Origin of the sequence: Streptomyces sp. NPDC006193 (genome assembly GCF_040613915.1) — a bacterium.
Taxonomy (GTDB): domain Bacteria; phylum Actinomycetota; class Actinomycetes; order Streptomycetales; family Streptomycetaceae; genus Streptomyces.
This window is the reverse complement of the sequence record NZ_JBEXTB010000018.1, coordinates 1-16,177: the sequence shown is the minus strand read 5'-3', so window position 1 is coordinate 16,177 and position 16,177 is coordinate 1. Positions and strand designations below refer to the sequence as shown.

At 73.0% G+C, this 16,177-nt stretch carries 13 protein-coding genes; 3 read left to right on the top strand and 10 right to left on the bottom strand.

The features are described from left to right. Positions 1-229: 229 nt before the first annotated feature. Positions 230-472, bottom strand: a complete 243-nt coding sequence (locus tag ABZ261_RS17965; RefSeq protein WP_356860170.1) for a hypothetical protein — start codon at positions 470-472, stop codon at positions 230-232. A 125-nt stretch (positions 473-597) separates the two neighbouring features. Here ABZ261_RS17965 and ABZ261_RS17960 point away from each other — a divergent pair, with 125 nt between their 5' ends. Further along, complete coding sequence (locus ABZ261_RS17960) at positions 598-1,032, top strand: ATP-binding protein (RefSeq protein WP_356860168.1); 435 nt, start codon at positions 598-600, stop codon at positions 1,030-1,032. Between the two features lie 231 nt (positions 1,033-1,263). Beyond that, on the top strand, positions 1,264-2,115 hold the full coding sequence (locus ABZ261_RS17955) for an RNA polymerase sigma factor SigF (RefSeq protein WP_356860166.1): 852 nt from the start codon (positions 1,264-1,266) through the stop codon (positions 2,113-2,115). 3 nt (positions 2,116-2,118) lie between these two features. Here ABZ261_RS17955 and ABZ261_RS17950 read toward each other — a convergent pair whose 3' ends face one another. The 4 genes from ABZ261_RS17950 to ABZ261_RS17935 all read right to left on the bottom strand — a co-directional run bounded on the left by ABZ261_RS17950 (position 2,119) and on the right by ABZ261_RS17935 (position 8,654). Continuing rightward, positions 2,119-4,374, bottom strand: a complete 2,256-nt coding sequence (locus ABZ261_RS17950; RefSeq protein WP_356860164.1) for an FUSC family protein — start codon at positions 4,372-4,374, stop codon at positions 2,119-2,121. 159 nt (positions 4,375-4,533) lie between these two features. Next, on the bottom strand, positions 4,534-5,910 hold the full coding sequence (locus tag ABZ261_RS17945) for an NAD(P)/FAD-dependent oxidoreductase (protein ID WP_356860162.1): 1,377 nt from the start codon (positions 5,908-5,910) through the stop codon (positions 4,534-4,536). A gap of 254 nt (positions 5,911-6,164) precedes the next feature. Continuing rightward, positions 6,165-6,599 (bottom strand): ATP-binding protein, encoded by a 435-nt coding sequence (locus ABZ261_RS17940; RefSeq protein WP_356860160.1) that lies wholly within the window; start codon positions 6,597-6,599, stop codon positions 6,165-6,167. 156 nt (positions 6,600-6,755) lie between these two features. After that, complete coding sequence (locus tag ABZ261_RS17935; protein ID WP_356860158.1) at positions 6,756-8,654, bottom strand: AMP-dependent synthetase/ligase; 1,899 nt, start codon at positions 8,652-8,654, stop codon at positions 6,756-6,758. A 150-nt stretch (positions 8,655-8,804) separates the two neighbouring features. On the opposite strand from ABZ261_RS17935, the gene ABZ261_RS17930 reads away from it, so the two are divergent. Next, positions 8,805-9,038: a DUF6480 family protein gene (locus ABZ261_RS17930; RefSeq protein WP_356860157.1), complete on the top strand. Its 234-nt coding sequence runs from the start codon at positions 8,805-8,807 to the stop codon at positions 9,036-9,038. A 9-nt stretch (positions 9,039-9,047) separates the two neighbouring features. On the opposite strand, the gene ABZ261_RS17925 is transcribed toward ABZ261_RS17930, so the two are convergent. The 5 genes from ABZ261_RS17925 to ABZ261_RS17905 form a co-directional block, all read right to left on the bottom strand. Further along, a complete protein-coding gene (locus ABZ261_RS17925) occupies positions 9,048-10,136 on the bottom strand; it encodes a glutamate--cysteine ligase (RefSeq protein ID WP_356860155.1) in 1,089 nt (362 codons plus the stop codon). 92 nt (positions 10,137-10,228) lie between these two features. After that, on the bottom strand, positions 10,229-12,481 hold the full coding sequence (glgB, locus tag ABZ261_RS17920) for a 1,4-alpha-glucan branching enzyme (RefSeq protein WP_356860153.1): 2,253 nt from the start codon (positions 12,479-12,481) through the stop codon (positions 10,229-10,231). Positions 12,482-12,484: 3 nt separating this feature from the next. After that, positions 12,485-13,849 carry a maltokinase gene (locus ABZ261_RS17915; RefSeq protein ID WP_356860151.1) on the bottom strand — a complete coding sequence of 455 codons (1,365 nt, stop codon included), beginning with the start codon at positions 13,847-13,849 and terminating at the stop codon, positions 12,485-12,487. Between the two features lie 31 nt (positions 13,850-13,880). Beyond that, the gene (treS, locus tag ABZ261_RS17910; RefSeq protein WP_356860149.1) at positions 13,881-15,599 is read right to left on the bottom strand and encodes a maltose alpha-D-glucosyltransferase; all 1,719 of its coding nucleotides are present in this window, start codon (positions 15,597-15,599) and stop codon (positions 13,881-13,883) included. Continuing rightward, the coding region (locus ABZ261_RS17905; RefSeq protein ID WP_356860147.1) for an alpha-glucosidase C-terminal domain-containing protein at positions 15,596-16,177 on the bottom strand (582 nt) is incomplete at its 5' end. The genes ABZ261_RS17905 and treS, both read right to left, overlap by 4 nt.

The window sequence follows — 16,177 nt, the reverse complement described above, 5'->3', positions numbered from 1 at the left end:
TGCCTAAGCCCATTCCAGCCGCTGCCGCCGTCCCGAGCACCTCGGGAAACGGCGTGCCGCCCGCCCACCGGTGTGCGGGCAGGAAAAAGCCCTGGCTGGACGGGGGAAACCAGCCAGGGCCGCTCGCGGTGACGCGGGGAGGAGGGAAGGACGGTTCCACTCCCTGCCGCCGTCACGTATGTATGAACGATAAACCACCTCGCGGGCGGGCGTCCAACCCCGCAGCGGGTCAGGTGACCTGTTTCACTCCGTCCGCCCCCTCACCCCCTCGGCCGGGGTTCACGATCTCCCCCAGCACCCGCAGCACCGCCTCGTACGTCTGCGCCCGGACGGAAGCCTCCCGCGCGCCCTCCGGATCCGTCGCCGTCAGGCTGCTCGCCCGCTCCCGCCAGGCCCGCTCCTCCTCGGCCGCGCAGTCCCGGCCCCGCTGGATCCGCCGCAACAACTCGTCCGCATCCACCACATCGGTCATGCCCGACGGATACCCGCCCGCCCGCCGGTGATGACAGCGGCGTCCGGGGTGTTTGACACCGTTGCCCGGGGTCAGTCGAAAAGGGAAGCACCACAGCAATCCGGGCACCGTTCAGGGAGGAAAGGATGCGCGACATGCACCGGACCGGCTCCTCCGCCGCCCTGCCGGAACGGCCTCGGCGGGTGCCGTGCCGACCGGCCGACGCCCGCAGAACCGTCGAGCGCGTCGTGACCGAGCGGTGCCGCGACGGCGCCCTCGCGTGCCCGCCCGAGACGGTGGCGGACGTCCTGCTGGTCACCTCCGAACTCGCCACCAACGCCCTGGTCCACGGCGGCGGCATCACCGGCTTCGACGTCGACGTGGATCCCGGGGGCGTGCGGGTGTCGGTCAGCGACCGCAGCGGCGACCTCCCGGTGGCCCGTCCGGCCGCGGACGAGCAGGACCGCGCCCGGCCCGGGGGCCGCGGCTGGCCCATCGTGTGCCGGCTGGCCCGCGACGTCCGGGTGGCGGAGCTGCCCCGCGGCGGCAAGTGCATCACGGCCGTCGTGCCGCTCCGGTGAAGCGGTTCCCGAAGTTCCGCTCACCGGCGTTTGCCCGCGGGGCCGGCGGGCAGACGGAGTTTCGTGCTTCGGACCGGAGGCGCGCGCCCAGCGGGCAGACCACGCTGCGGCCCCCTCCTGGCGGGCCCGGCGGCTCACCCGCGGCGAACCCCTGACACCACCGTTCGGGCCAGGATCCCGGAACCCCTGTTCCGGGAGGTGCCCTGAAACCACGTTCAGGAGCGATTCCGCATGCTGACCGACATGTCGACAAGCCGTCCCGGCACGACCGCCACCACCGCCGCCGCGGCGCCCAGCCGGCGGAACCACGACGATGCTCCCGACACCGCGCAACTCTTCGCCCGGCTGGCGGAACTGCCCGACGGCCCCGAGCGGGACGCCGTCCGCGACGAGCTCGTCACCGCCTGGCTGCCCATGGCGCACCGGATCGCGGGCCGCTTCCGCGACCGCGGCGAGTCCGTCGAGGACCTGCGCCAGGTGGCCGCACTCGGGCTGGTGAAGGCCATCGACCGGTTCGACCCGTCCCGGGGGGCCTTCGAGAGCTACGCCGTGCCGACCATCACCGGCGAGGTGAAGCGGCACTTCCGCGACCGGATGTGGGCCCTGCGGGTGCCGCGCAGGGTCCAGGAGCTGCGCAACCGGGTCCGCGTGGCCCGGCGCGAACTCACCCAGCATCCCGGCAGCCCCGAACCCACCGCCGCCGACATCGCCGCCCACACCGGCCTCACCGAGGAGGAGGTGTCCGCGGGCATGGAGGCGCTGGAAAGCTTCAGCACCCTGTCCCTGGACGCGGAGCTGTCCGCCGGTGACGACGGCTACAGCCTCGCCGACACCCTCGGCGCCACGGACGGCTCCTTCGACGTGGTGGTCGACCGGGAGGCCGCCAAGGAGGGGCTGCGCCGGCTGCCCGAGCGCGAGCGGGCCATTCTCTACATGCGCTTCTTCGAGGACATGACCCAGAGCCGTATCGCCGACCGGCTCGGCATCTCCCAGATGCACGTGTCCCGGCTGATCAGCCGGAGCTGCGCCCGGGTGCGCGACGAGGCGCTCGGCGGCCGCCGCCCCGGCGGCGACCCGCGCTGAGCGTCACCCACCCTGCTGGGCCGGCCCACCGGACAGGCCCAGCGGGCGGGCGAGACCGGAGACGGCCTCGTCCAGACGCTGCAGATGGCGCAGCACCCGGTCGGTCACGCGGCCGTAGCGCGGGGTGCTCAGGGTTCCCGGCTCCAGCATCGACGCGATGCTGGGGCCGGTCTCGATGCGGGCCGCGGAGCGCGGCTCCCCGACGTGCGCGGCGATCGCCTCGATGTTGTGCACGATCCGCGCGCACGCCCCGCGCAGCCGCGGATCCGCCGCGATCGCCGGATGGGTCGGCAGCAGCTCGGCCGTGGCCGCGAGCGAACGCCCGTGGTACGCGCAGGTCTCCAGCAGCGCCACCACGTACCGCGCGGTGTCCCGGCGCGCGCGCAGCGGCGTGACCGGATGGGTCAGCGGCTGGGTGGCCGCGCGCAGGTCGGCCAGTGCCTGGTCCATGTCCCGCGCCTGCTCCACCAGGTCCCCGCCCGGCCCGCCGCTGAGCTGGTCGACGGCCCCCCGCGTGACCTCGGCGAGCCGCTCCAGCACCGTCACCAGCAGTTCGTCGGTACGGCGGTCGGTGCGGACCGGCAGCACCACCGCCGCCGCGATCACCCCGCAGGCCGCGCCGAGGGCCGTCTCCTCCACCCGCAGCACCAGCACCGCGGTGCTGTAGCTGTTCAGCAGCGTGTACAGCAGTCCGAGCATGGCGGTCACGAAGAACGACATCAGCGTGTACGACAGCGGCGCGGTGTAGAACATCGCGAAGATGCACACCAGCACCAGCGCGAACGCCGTCCAGGTGTGGTGTCCGACCAGGGCGGCGAGCCCGATGCCGGCCACCACGCCGAGGACCGTGCCCAGCAGCCGCCGGTAGCCCTTCACCAGGATCTCGCCCGTGGAGGCGGTGTTGAGGAACACGATCCAGCAGGTCAGCACCGCCCAGTACCAGCGCTGCGTGGACAGCAGCTCGCCGCCGGCGATCGCCAGCGCCGAACCCACGGCCACCTGGACCGCGGCCCGGGTCGTGGGCCGCCGCAGCCCCGCCGGCCCCGGCTCCTGCCGCTCGCCGGCCTCGCCGGCCTCGATCGCGGCGTCCTCGGCGTCCAGTTCCTCGCGGGAGCGGGCCGCCGCCGGGGTGTCGTCGGAGTCGTCCTGCGGGCCGTCCATGGCGATCCGCAGGCCCAGCGCGGCCCGTGCGGCCTCACCGAGGCCGCGGAAGACGTCCTGCACGGCCGGTGAGGCCGCCGGCAGGTTCTCCTCGTCCCGGTAGCCGAGCAGCCGGTTGCGCACCTGGGCGAGCGCGGTCCCCGCCGCCTCGCCGGCCGGCCGCAGCATCAGCAGCCGCAGCGCCTGAAGGTCCCGGCGCAGTGCGTCCGTCGCCTCCTCCCGCACCGGCAGCACGCCCCCGGAGGGCAGCGGGGCGCCCGGCAGATGCAGGGTGAGGGTGTCGGTGCGCTCGGCCGTGCGCGCGGTCAGCAGCAGCAGGCCGAGCCGCTCGGCGGCGATCTCGGCGTCCGCGATCCGCCGCTGGAGCAGCCGGGCCGCCGCCGGGTCGGAGGTGCCGTCCTCCAGCCGGCCCTGGATCAGCAGGGCCGTCTCGTGCAGCCGGGCCGTGCCCGTGCGCAGGTCCTCCAGCACCCTCTCCACCTCGTCGGGGCCGGCGTCCAGCAGCTCGGCCTGCGCGGCGAGCAACTGGGCGAGCCGGGCGCGGAAGGCCCGCCGCAACCGGTCCAGGGTGCCGGCGGGGGTCTGCGGCAGCAGCGCGAAGCGGGCGGCGGCGCTGCAGGCGAACGCCACGCAGAGCACGCCGGACAGCGCGGGCAGCGCGGCGGGGGCCGCCCCCACGAACAGGGAGAGGAAGTAGCTCTGGAAGCCGATCAGACCCAGGGCCGTGCCGCGGTCGCCGAACCGGCGGCCGTAGACCGCGCAGAAGATGAGGGCGACGAAGAACAGGTCACCGGCGACGACCTGGCCGCTGAGCAGCGCTCCCAGTGACACCGAGGCCAGGGCGACGGGCAGGCCGAGCGCGAGGGTGACCGCCTGCCGGGCGCGCTGCTTCTCGCGGACGGCGAAGGTCGCCACCATCGCCGCCATCGCGCCGGCGACCAGCTGCGGCACCGCCACCCGCAGCACGGCGAGCACGGCGAGGGTGAGGGCGATCGCGGCGACCGTGCGCAACCCCGCGGTGAGCCGGAGCAGCCCTGGATCCGAGGCCGCGAGCCGGTCCCACGTCCGTACCCGTTCCGACCGTCGCGCTGCCCTCACGCCGCTGTGCTCTCCCGTTCCGGACGATCGATCTCCGCACCCAGCATCGCACGCCGTCCGGGCCGCCCGCCCCCGGCGCCGGGGACCGCGCTCCCGCCCGGACAGACGCAGGGGCCGCCGATCCGGTGCGGATCGGCGGCCCCTGCGGTCACGGCCGGCTCACGGCTGCTCGTCGGCCGCGCCCTCCACCCGGGCCCGCACCTGCTGCGGCGTCAGGTACGAGTCGGTGAACTCGAAGTCCTTCAGGCGGGCGGGCCTGCGGGCCTGGAAGCCGGTGCGGACGAAGTCGTCGCCCGCGACCGCGTTCAGCAGCCAGTTGGTCATCACGCGGGCCTTGGCGACATTGGTGCGCAGCGCCGACCAGTGGTACCCGCGGGCCACCGCCTGCGCGGGCACCCCGCGCAGCTCCACGCCCAGCGGCTTGGACACCGCGTCCTTGCCGCCGAGGTCGACGACGAGACCCAGGTCCTTGTGCACGTACGGCTGCATCGGCTGGCCCCGCAGCGTCGCGATGACGTTGTCGGCGACCTTCCTGCCCTGCCGCATGGCGTGCTGCGCGGTGGGCGGGCAGACCGCGCCCTGGTCGCCCTTGGCCAGGTCGGGCACGGCGGCCGAGTCGCCGAGCGCGAACACGCCGTTGTGGCCCGGCAGGCACATCTCGGCGGTGACCGCCAGCCGGCCCTTGACCGTCTCCGCGCCGAGCGTGGCGATCAGCGGGCTGGCGACCACCCCGGCCGTCCAGATCAGGGTGTGCGTCGGCACCACCCGGCCGTCGGTGAACGTGACCTCCTCCGGGCCGGCCTTCGCGATGGACACCCCCAGCGAGACCTCGATGCCGCGCCGCTTGAGGATCTCCTGCGCACTGCGGCCGAGCTTGTCGCCGAGCTCCGGCATCAGCTTGGGCGCGATGTCGATCAGGTGCCACTTGATCAGGCCCGGGTCCAGGCGCGGATACCGCCGGACGGCCGCGTGCGTGAGGCGTTGCAGGCAGGCGGCGGTCTCGGTGCCGGCGTACCCGCCGCCGACCACCACGAACTGCAGGCGCGCGGCCCGCTCGGCCGGGTCGTCGCTGGCGTCGGCGAGGTCCAGCTGCGATATGACGTGGTCGCGGATGTACGCGGCCTCGGCCAGGGTCTTCATCCCGAAGGCGTGCTCGGTCAGTCCGGGGATGTCGAAGGTGCGGGTCACGCTGCCCGGCGCCAGCACGATGTAGTCGTAGGGCTCGTCGACGACGGTGTCCGTGATGGTGCGGATCACGCACACCTTGGCCTTCAGGTCCACGCCGATCGCGCCGCCCGGGATGATCCGGGTGCGGTACCTGCTGCTCCGGCGCAAGGACAGGGCGATCGACTGCGGCGTGAGCACGCCGGAGGCGACCTGGGGCAGCAACGGCAGGTACAGCTGATAGGAGAACGGCGTCACCAGCGTGACCTCGGCTTCGCCGGGGCTCAGCTTCCGCTCCAGGCGGCGGACGCACTCCACTCCGGCGAAGCCTGCGCCAACCACCAGGATCCTGGGTCGTGTCACGGTGTTCATCCCTCTCTCGGCTCCGGGCGGTCCGACTCGACGCCGTTCGCATGCCCCGGATCCTCCCGTCGATCCCACCGGGCCTCCGGCCGCTTCGCGGTCCGCAGGCGGCGGGCAGGCGAACGCGTGGCACCAGCGTGCCCTCACACGGGGTGGAGTAACCGATCGGCGCACGCCTACACGTCGCACACCCGCCACCACGGCAGGGACACGTCCGTCACCACGGCAGGGACACGTCCGTCACCACGGCAGGAACACGTCCGTCACCACGGCAGGAACACGTGGATGTCCTTGCCCCGGTCGTGCACGACGACGCTGACCTGGGTGCACAGCGTGTGCACCAGATGCCAGCCGATGCCGCCGCCGCCCGAGCGCGGATGGAAGGGCCGCGGCTCCGGCTTGGTCGTGCTCGTGTCACGCATCGTCACGTGCACCCCGTCGAAGGTGCGGCGCATCCGCAGGTCGAACGGGCCCGGCGCGTACTGGATCACGTTCGCGGCCAGTTCCGTGACGACCAGCAGGATGTCGTCCCAGTACTCGAGCGCGCTCGGCGGCGTCTCTCTCGCCAGCACGCTCAGGAACTCTTCCGCCGCGAGCCGTGCCTCCGTGACGTTGCGCAGCTCCCCCGGGAAGGAGAACGTACGCTCGTACCTCTCCTCCGAGGGCGGTGTGTCGTCCCAACGCGGCTCCGTTGCCATCTCACAGTCCCCGGCCCCGGCCGACGAGGGGCCGGTTCGGCCCCCTGCGGCCAGGACGGTCGTCGTCGCTGATCTCTCTTTGCGCAGGGCGGGTTCCCACAGCCGCGCAGGCTATCCGTCCTCCTGCCGGTCCGGCGGTCCGCACGGTCCGCCTGCTCAGCGGAAGACGTCGTCCGGCTCGTCCCAGTCGGCCGGTTCCCGCGGGCTCCGGCGCGCCAGGGAACGCGCCTGGTACATCGCCTCGATCTCGGCCGCATAGTGCCGCACGACGGCGTCCCGGCGCACCTTCATGGACGGCGTCAGCAGCCCGTTGTCCGGCGCGAACGGTTCCTGCAGCACACGGTAGACCCGGATGGACTCCGCCCGGGACACCGCACTGTTGGCCGAGGCCACGGCCCGCGCGATCTCCTCCCGCAGCGCGTTCTCCTCCCGGCCTGCCGGGACCGGCCAGTCGCCCTGCAGCGCCAGGGCGGTCCGCCAGTGCGCCAGGAGGTCCGGGTCGAGGGTGATCAGGGCGCCGACGCAGGGGCGGTCGTCGCCGATCACCACGGCCTGGTGCACCAGCGGGTGCATGCGCAGCCGCTGTTCCAGCAGGGCCGGGGACACGCTCCGGCCGCCGCTGGTGACGATGACGTCCTTCTTGCGCCCGGTGATCGTCAGATAGCCCTCGGGGTCCAGCCGCCCGATGTCCCCGGTGGCCAGCCAGCCGTCGCGCAGCGCGGCACGCGTCGCCGCCTCGTCGCCGACGTAGCCCTGGAACACCGACGGCCCGCGCACCAGGATCTCCCCGTCGTCCGCCACCCGGATCTCGGTGCCCGGCAGCGGCCGGCCCACGGTCCCGGACTTCTCCCGGCCGAGCGGCTGCACGGTGATCCCGCCGGAGCACTCGGTGAGCCCGTACCCGTCGTGCACGAACATCCCGATGCCCTCGTAGAACAGGGACAGTTCGCGGTTGAGCGAGGAACCCCCGGAGGTGCCGCGCACCACCCGCCCGCCGAGCGCCGCCCGCAGCCGGCGGTACACCGTCCGCTCGTACAGCGCGTGTTGCAGCCTCAGGTCGAGACCGGGGCCCGGCCCGGCGCCCAGCCGGCGGCGCTCCTCGGCCTCGGCGAAGTCCCGCGCGGTCTGCGCGGCCCGTTCGAACAGGGCGCCGCGGCCCGCCTTCTCGGCGGCGCGCAGGAAGTTCTTGTACAGCTTCTCGAACAGCGACGGCACCCCGTACAGGTACGTCGGCCGGAACGTCGTGAGCGCCGAGGACAGCGCCGCCTCCGTCGTCTCCGGTTCGTGGGCCAGCAGGAACCCGCCGCGCACGCACGTCAGCATGATCATGAGGCCGTAGACGTGGGACAACGGCAGGAACAGCAGCACGGCCGGCTGTTCGCCCGGGGGAGCGGCGGTGTGCCCCCACCCGGCCAGCAGGGTGTCGCAGGGGTAGGCCATGGCGCGGTGGCTCAGCGCGCAGCCCAGCGGGCGGCCCGAGGCGCCGGAGGTGTAGACGACGGCCGCGGTGGAGTCGGGCAGCACGATCCGGCGCAGCGACTCCACGGTGGTGTGCGGCACGGCCGCGCCCCGCTCGGCCAGTTCGGCCGGCGCGCCCGCGTCCAGCTGCCAGACGTGCCGCAGCCGCGGCAGCCGCGTGCACACGCTGCCGACGGTCATGACGCCCTGCTCGTCCTCCACGACCACGGCCACACAGCCGGCGTCCCTCAGGATCCACTCGACCTGGTCGCGGGAGGACGCCGGATGGATCGGCACGACCTCGGCGCCCACGGCCCACAGCGCGAGGGCGAGCGCCGTCCACTCGTAGCGGGTGCGGGCCATCAGGGCCACCCGGTGACCCGGGGAGATCCCCGAGGCGACCAGGCCCTTGGCGAGGCCGGTCACCTCGTCCCGCAGCTCGGCCGCCGTCACCTCCTCCCAGCCGGTGGCGGTACCGGGAGCCCGACGGGCGAGCACCGGCAGCGCCGGGTTCCGGTCCGCGTTCTCGAAGACGCTGTCGGCGAGGCCGCCGGGGGCCGGCGGGGCGCCGGCCGGAGCGAGGGCGACGTTCCGCATGCGCTGCTCCTGGGTGTACGGAGGGTCACTCCGCCGACCGGCTCTGTGTCGGCGGTGCTCGAATGTAGCCCAGGTGAGCGCGTTCGGTACCGAGAACGGAGAAGTTCTGATCGCTTGATGATGCGGGCGTGTCCTGGGGACTCGGCAGCCATGAGCTATGTGAACCCCGATCCGGAACCCGAGCGCACCACCGGTCTGGAACCAGGCGGGGGAGTTCCGCCCGGCGAGACCCCGCCCGCCGAGAGCAGCATGCCCGAGGCCGGGCCCCGGCAGCCGAACGTCCAGCGCAGGGACTGGGCCAAGGCGCCGCTGACCGTCATCCTGCTCCTGGTCGCGCTGATCGCCGCCTTCTTCCTGGTCTACGCCCTGCTGCTGATCCTGTGACCGGCCCGCTCAGCCCTGGGTGCGGCGCACGCACTCGGTGACGACGCTGCGCAGGCTGTCGGTGCGCTCCATGAGCCGCCGCTGCTCGCGCGCGCCGTTCCCGTGCCGCACCAGATCGGCGACGGCCTGTTCGGCGCGCTCCGCGTCGCCGGTGGCGGTGAGCGCGTCCCCGGTGTGCTCCAGCAGGGACCGCAGCACCTTCTCGGCGGGCCGCTGCCGCAGCGTCACCGGGTCGAGCAGCTCGCCCTCGAGGCCGTACCGGGCGGCCTGCCAGTCGGCGAGCCGCAGCACGCTCACGCTGTGGTCGGGCGCGGGCCGGCCGGCCCGCCAGTCCCGCGCGGCCGTCTCCACCAGGGCCCGGCTCAGCGTGGCGATGAACACGGCCGTCTCCGCGGACAGGCACACGTCCGCGACCCGGAGCTCGACCGTCGGATAGCGCGCGGACAGCCGGGCGTCGAAGTAGGCCATCGCCTCGTCGAGGATGACGCCCGTGGCGACCATGTCCGCCACCCGCCGGTGGTAGCGCTCCGGGGAGCCGAACAGCTCGGTCGGGCCGGCCGAGGGCCAGCGGTTCCACACCCGGCTGCGGTAGCTGCCGTAACCGGTGTCGCGGCCCTGCCAGAACGGGGAGTTCGCGCTGATCGCGCGGAGCACGGGCAGCCACGGGCGGAGCCGGTCGAGGACGGCGACGCCCTCCTCGTCGGACTCCACCGACACATGGACGTGGCAGCCGCACACCAACTGCTCCCGGGTGGGGACGCCGTACCGCTCGGCCAGCCACCGGTAGCGCTCGTTCATGCTGAGGGAAGGGCTCACCGGCAGGGGGGAGCTGGCCAGCGCCGCGACCCCGCAGCCGATCTCCCCGGCGTGCCGGGCCGCCTCCTTGCGGCAGCGCGCGATCTCCTCGCCGAGGGACGCCATGTCCGACTGCGGATGCGTGGCGAACTCCAGCATCTGCCCGAACAGCTCCTTCTCGAAGACGTCCTGTTCCGGATCGTCCTGCTCGGCGCGCGCGAGCACGGCCGCCGCCAGCGCCTTCGGGTCGCCGCTGTCCGGGTCGACCAGAAGGAGTTCCTCCTCCACTCCGACGGTGCGCACGTGGTGCCGCCCTTCTTCCATGCCACAAGGGGCAGTCGCTGGGTCTGTATGACCCCGACTGCCCCCCGGACGGCCGCCGACACCTGCGGCCTTCAGCGCTCCGGCGCCAGCCAGACGGTGGCGAGCGGGGGAAGGGTCAGCCGCAGGGACCCGTCCTCGGGCTCGACGGGCCCCCGCGTGCCGACGCCGCTGCCGCCGTAGCGGACGTCGTCGGTGTTCAGCGCCTCCCGCCAGGCGGGGACCTCCTCCGGGACCCACAGCCGGTAGTCGTGCCGGACGACGGGGGAGAAGTGGGACACCGCCAGCAGCGGGGACCCGTCGTCGGCGAACCGCAGGAACGCCAGGACGTTGTCGTCCGCCGCGTCGCACAGCACCCACCGGAACCCGCCCGGATCGGTGTCCCGCTGCCACAGCGCCGGCGTCGCCCGGTACACCGTGTTCAGCTCCCGCACCAGGTCCTGCACGCCCCGGTGGTCGCCGGCGGAGTGGTAGTCGTCGGCGAGCAGCCACCACTCGGGGCCGTGCTCCTCGGACCACTCGGCCCCCTGCGCGAACTCCTGCCCCATGAACAACAGCTGCTTGCCCGGGTGGGCCCACATGAAGCCGAGGTAGGCGCGGTGGTTGGCGCGCCGCTGCCACCAGTCGCCGGGCATCTTCGACACCAGCGCCTGCTTGCCGTGCACCACCTCGTCGTGGGAGATCGGCAGGACGTAGTTCTCGCTGTAGGCGTACACCATGGAGAAGGTCATCTCGTCGTGGTGGTACTTGCGGTGCACCGGCTCCTTCTGGATGTACTCCAGCGAGTCGTGCATCCAGCCCATGTTCCACTTCAGCCCGAACCCGAGCCCGCCGCTGTCCGTCGGCCGGGTCACCCCCTCCCAGGCCGTGGACTCCTCGGCGACGGTCACCACGCCGGGGCAGCGGCGGTACACGGTGGCGTTCATCTCCTGCAGGAACGCCACCGCGTCCAGGTCCTCCCGCCCGCCGAACACGTTCGGCTCCCACTGGCCGGAGTCCCGCGAGTAGTCGAGGTAGAGCATCGAGGCGACCGCGTCCACGCGCAGGCCGTCGATGTGGAACTCCTCGCACCAGTAGACGGCGTTGGCGACGAGGAAGTTGCGCACCTCGGTGCGGCCGTAGTCGAACTCGTACGTCCCCCAGTCCGGGTGCTCCGCGCGCAGGGCGTTGCCGGGCTCGTAGAGCGGCTCCCCGTCGAACCGGGCCAGCGCCCAGTCGTCCTTGGGGAAGTGCGCCGGCACCCAGTCCATGATCACGCCGAGGCCGGCCCGGTGGCAGGCGTCCACGAAGTACCGGAAGTCGTCGGGGGAGCCGAGCCGGGGCGTCGGGGCGTAGTAGGAGGTGACCTGGTAGCCCCAGGAGCCGCTGAACGGGTACCCGGCCACCGGCATCAGCTCCACGTGCGTGAAGCCCATCTCCGTCACGTACGCCGGCAGTTGCTCCGCGAGCTCGCGGTAGGTGAGGCCGGGCCGCCAGGACGGCAGGTGCACCTCGTACACCGAGAACGGCGCCCGGTGCACCGGGGTGTCACCGCGGTGGGCCATCCATGCGGCGTCGCCCCACTCGTAGTGCGACGCCGTCACGATCGACGCGGTGTCCGGCGGCACCTCCGTGCCCCGCGCCATCGGGTCCGCCTTCAGGAACCGGTGACCGTGCCGGGAGGTGATCTCGAACTTGTACCGGGCGCCCTCGCCGACGCCGGGCAGGAACAGCTCCCACACCCCGGACGCCCCGAGGGACCGCATCGGGTACTGCGTGCCGTCCCAGTACGTGAAGTCCCCGGCCACCCGGACCCCCCGGGCGTTGGGCGCCCACACGGTGAAGCGGGTGCCGGCGACGCCCTCGTGGACCATCGGCTCGGCGCCGAGCGCCTTCCACAGCTGCTCGTGCCGGCCCTCCCGGATCAGGTGCAGGTCCAGCTCGCCGAGGGCGGGCAGGAAGCGGTACGGGTCGTGCACCTCCAGCTCACCCTCGTCGTACGCCACCAGCAGGGTGTACGCCGGGATCGCCGGGCAGGGCAGGACGGCGGCGAACAGGCCGTCGCCCTCCGGCTCTAGCGGAGTGCGGACGCCGTCGGTCACGACGCTCACCGACCGGGCGTTGGGGCGCAGCGCCCGGAACAGCGTGCCGCCCGGCACCGGGTGGGCGCCCAGCAGGGCGTGCGGGTCGTGATGCGCCCCGGCCAGCAGCCAGCCGCGGTCGGCGGGGTCGAGCGCGTGGGGACCGGGGTCCGCCCGGACGACGTCCGGGGCGGCTTTCGGGGGAGGGGCGGCGGCGGGCGGCCGGGGCTCCGTCGCCTCGGGCGGCCTGGTGTCGCGCAGTGTCATGGGTCAGCCTCCCCACACGGCGAGCCGCTTGATCGCCGCCATCGGCACCGGCAGCCAGTCCGGTCGGTGTCTCGCCTCGTACAGCACCTCGTAGACCGCCCTGTCCGTCTCGTGCGCGCGCAGCAGCGCGTGCTTCTTGCGTGGATCCCAGCCGGCACGGGCCGCGTAGCCCGCGCAGAACGCCTCCCGGCAGCGGCGCGCCCACTCGGGTCGCCACGGGCGGCGCTGCCGGGCCGCGTAGTCGAAGGAGCGCAGCATCCCGGCGACGTCGCGCACCGGGGACTGCGGGGCCCGCCGCTCCGACAGCGGCCGGGAGGGTTCTCCCTCGAAGTCGATGACGAACCAGTCGCGGCCGGCCCGCAGCACCTGCCCGAGGTGCAGGTCACCGTGGATGCGCTGGGCGGGCGGCCCGGTGTCGCACGTGGCCAGCGCGCCGAACGCGGCCTTCAGGCCGGGCACGAAGGGCAGCAGCGCGGGCACGGCCTGCGCGGCGGCGTCCAGCCGGGCGCACATCGCCTCGGCCGTGCGGCTGTTCTCGGCCGGCCCGGCCGCCGGGAAGGCCTCGGCCAGCGCCAGGTGCACCTCGGCCATGGCCCGGCCCAGCGCCCGCGCCTCGACGGTGAAGTGGTCGCCCGCGGCGAGCGCGCGCAGCGCCAGCGTCCAGCCGTCGGCGGCGTCCGGCAGGAACGGCTGCAGCACTCCGAGGGTGGCCGGCCGGGGGGCGGTCGTGGTGAACCAGGCGACCGGCGCGGGCACCCGGGCGCAGCCCTGGGCGGCCAGCGCGGCCGGCACCTCCAGGTCCGGGTTGACGCCCGCCTGGATCCGGCGGAACACCTTCAGGATGAAGGCGTCGCCGTACACGATCGACGAGTTGGACTGCTCCGCGTCCAGCAGGCGCGGCGGCAGACCGCCGGGCAGCTCGGCGGCCGGGTCCGCCTCGAAGCGCAGGGGGCCCGCCGCGCCGGGCTGCCGCAGCCGCTCCAGCAGCAGGTGGGCCGAGCGCGGGTCGTGCAGCGCGTCGTACACCGCGAGGCCGGCCAGCGGTCCCTCCTCGGCGCGTCCGATGAACGCCCGCTCCAGCCGTGGGGCGGGCTGCTGGCGCAGGCCCAGCAGCAGCTGGTAGCAGTCCCCGGGCGGCGGGGTGCCGCCGGGGGCGGGCACCGGCGCGTGCGAGGCGTGCACCAGCAGGTGCAGGCACCCCGGGAACAGCTCGGTGACGGACAGCGCCGACAGGTCGGTGACGGGCCGGTCCTTGCCCGCGAACCAGCGCTGGCCCGGCAGCCATTCGCGCAGCAGCCCGCCCAGCGAGGCCAGGGGCCCGTCGAGGCCGGTGGCGGATCTCGGTCGGGGAGTGATGGTCTTCGGCATGGTGACGCGTCCTTTCCTCGGCGCCGCCGGTTCAGCGGCGGCGGCCGATGCGGGATGCGACTCGGGTGAGCCGGAACCAGTAGAAGCCGTGGCCTTGCAGGGTGAGCAGGTAGGGCAGTTCGCCGATGGCGGGGAACCGGACCCCGCCGATCAGTTCGACCGGGTGCCGGCCGTCGTAGGAGCGCAGGTCGAGTTCGGTGGGCTGGGCGAAGCGGGAGAAGTTGTTCACGCACAGCACCAGGTCGTCGCCGTACTCGCGCAGGAAGGCGAGCACCGCCGGGTTGGAGGACGGCAGTTCGGTGTAGGAGCCGAGTCCGAAGGCGGGGTTCTGCTTGCGGATCTCGATCATCCGGCGGGTCCAGTGCAGCAGCGACGAGGGGGAGGACATCGAGGCCTCGACGTTGGTGACCTGGTAGCCGTAGACGGGGTCCATGATCGTGGGGAGGAAGAGGCGTCCCGGGTCGCACGTCGAGAAGCCGGCGTTGCGGTCGGGGGTCCACTGCATGGGGGTGCGGACGGCGTCGCGGTCGCCGAGCCAGATGTTGTCGCCCATGCCGATCTCGTCGCCGTAGTAGAGGATCGGCGAGCCGGGCAGGGACAGGAGCAGGGCCGTGAACAGCTCGATCTGGTTGCGGTCGTTGTCGAGCAGGGGTGCCAGGCGCCGCCGGATGCCGATGTTCGCGCGCATCCGCGGGTCCTTGGCGTACTCGGCCCACATGTAGTCGCGTTCCTCGTCGGTGACCATCTCCAGGGTCAGCTCGTCGTGGTTGCGCAGGAAGATGCCCCACTGGCAGCCGGACGGGATCGCGGGGGTCTTGGCGAGGATCTCCGAGACCGGATGGCGGGATTCCCGCCGTACGGCCATGAAGATGCGCGGCATGACGGGGAAGTGGAACGCCATGTGGCACTCGTCGCCGCCGGAGGGGTAGTCGCCGAAGTAGTCGACGACGTCCTCGGGCCACTGGTTGGCCTCGGCCAGCAGCACGGTGTCCGGGTACATCGCGTCGATCTCGCGGCGGACCCGTTTGAGGAAGGCGTGCGTGGCGGGGAGGTTCTCGCAGTTGGTGCCCTCCTCCGCGTAGAGGTAGGGGACCGCGTCGAGGCGGTAGCCGTCGATGCCCAGGTCCAGCCAGAACCGCAGGGCCGCGAGGATCTCCTCCTGCACGGCCGGGTTCTCGTAGTTGAGGTCCGGCTGGTGCGAGAAGAAGCGGTGGAAGTAGTACTGGCCGCGCACCGGGTCGAAGGTCCAGTTGGACACCTCGGTGTCCACGAAGATGATCCGGGCGTCATCGTACTGCTTGTCGTCGTCGGCCCACATGTAGTAGTCCCCGTAGGGGCCTTCGGGGTTCTTGCGGGACTCCTGGAACCACGGGTGCTGGTCGCTGGTGTGGTTCATGACGAAGTCGATGATCACGCGCATGCCGCGCTGGTGCGCGGCGTCGACGAACTCCACGAAGTCGGCCAGGTCGCCGAACTCCGGGAGGACGGCGGTGTAGTCGGAGACGTCGTAACCGCCGTCCCGCAGGGGTGACGTGAAGAACGGCGGCAGCCACAGGCAGTCCACGCCGAGCCACTGCAGGTAGTCGAGCTTGGCGGTCAGGCCCTTCAGGTCGCCGATGCCGTCGCCGTTGCTGTCCTGGAAGGAGCGCACCAGGACCTCGTAGAAGACGGCGCGTTTGAACCACTCCGGGTCCCGGTCCTTGGCGGGCGTGTCCTCGAAGGTGTCCGGAACGGGCTCGTTGACGGTCATGACACTGCGGACCCTTCGCTCTGGGGCGTCGATCGCCCGACGTGGAGCACGTGCGCCGGCGTCCTGCCGGGCGTCAGACGCACGTAGTTGGCCCTGCCCCAGTGGTACGTCTCGCCCGTCAGTTCGTCGTGCACCGACAGGGCGGCGTGCCGGTCCAGGCCGAGTTGCGGCATGTCCAACGAGACCGTGGCCTCCTGGGTGTGGTGCGGGTCCAGGTTGACGACCACGATGACCGTGTCCGTGCCGGTGCTCTTGCTGTAGGCGAGCACGGCATCGTTGTCGGTCCGGTGGAAGTGCAGGTTCCGCAGGCGCTGGAGCGCCGGGTGCCGCCGCCGGACGGTGTTGAGCCGGGTGATGAGGGGGGCGATGGTGCGGCCCTCGCGGGCGGCGGCTTCCCAGTCGCGGGGTTTGAGCTGGTACTTCTCCGAGTCGAGGTACTCCTCGCTGCCGTCCTTCAGCGGGGTGTTCTCGCACAGTTCGTAACCGCTGTAGATGCCCCAGGCGGGGGAGAGGGTGGCGGCCAGGACGGCGCGGACCTCGAAGGCGGGACGCCCGCCGTGCTGGAGGTAGGCGTGCAG